The organism is Arthrobacter sp. JCM 19049 (assembly GCF_001310435.1).
Genome location: NZ_BAXF01000886.1, coordinates 1 through 613, shown reverse-complemented (window position 1 = coordinate 613; position 613 = coordinate 1). Strand labels below are relative to the sequence as shown.

General features: G+C 69.7%; 1 protein-coding gene. It reads right to left on the bottom strand.

Annotated features, from left to right (window positions below; translation table 11 throughout):
* The coding region (locus tag JCM19049_RS16920) for a PLP-dependent transferase (protein WP_279403497.1) at window positions 1-613 on the bottom strand (613 nt) is incomplete at both ends.

Sequence of the window (613 nt, the reverse complement as noted above, 5' to 3'; positions counted from 1 at the left end):
CCCCGCCGGCCACGTCGAAGGAGACGATCGCGCCCACCCCGTTCGGCCCGTACTTGCGTCCGCGTTCGTACCACGGGGAGGAGGGCAGCCCGGCGTAGGAGACCTGCTGCACCTGCGGGTGCGCCTCCAGCCAGCGGGCCACCTGGACGGCGTTGGCCACGTGGCGCTCCATGCGCAGGGACAGGGTTTCCAGGCCCTGGGCGATCAAGAACGCGTTGAAGGGGGACACGGCCGAACCCAGGTCGCGCAGCAGCTGCACCCGCGCCTTGAGGATGTAGGCCAGGTTCGCCCCCAGTGCGCCGTCCACGCCCAGGTCGCGGGCGAAGACCAGGTTGTTGTAGGACTCATCCGGGGTGTTGAAGCCCGGGAACTTCTGCGGGTCGGCCCCGAAGTCGAAGTTGCCCGAATCCACGATCACCCCGGCGATCGCGGTGCCGTGCCCGCCCAGGTACTTCGTGGCCGAGTGGATGACGATGTCCGCGCCGGACTCGATCGGGCGGATCAGGTAGGGGGTGGACAGGGTGTTGTCCACCAGCAGCGGCACGCCGGCCGCGTGGGCGATGTCCGCGATCGCCGCAATGTCCAGCACGTCCTGGCGCGGGTTGGAGACCAC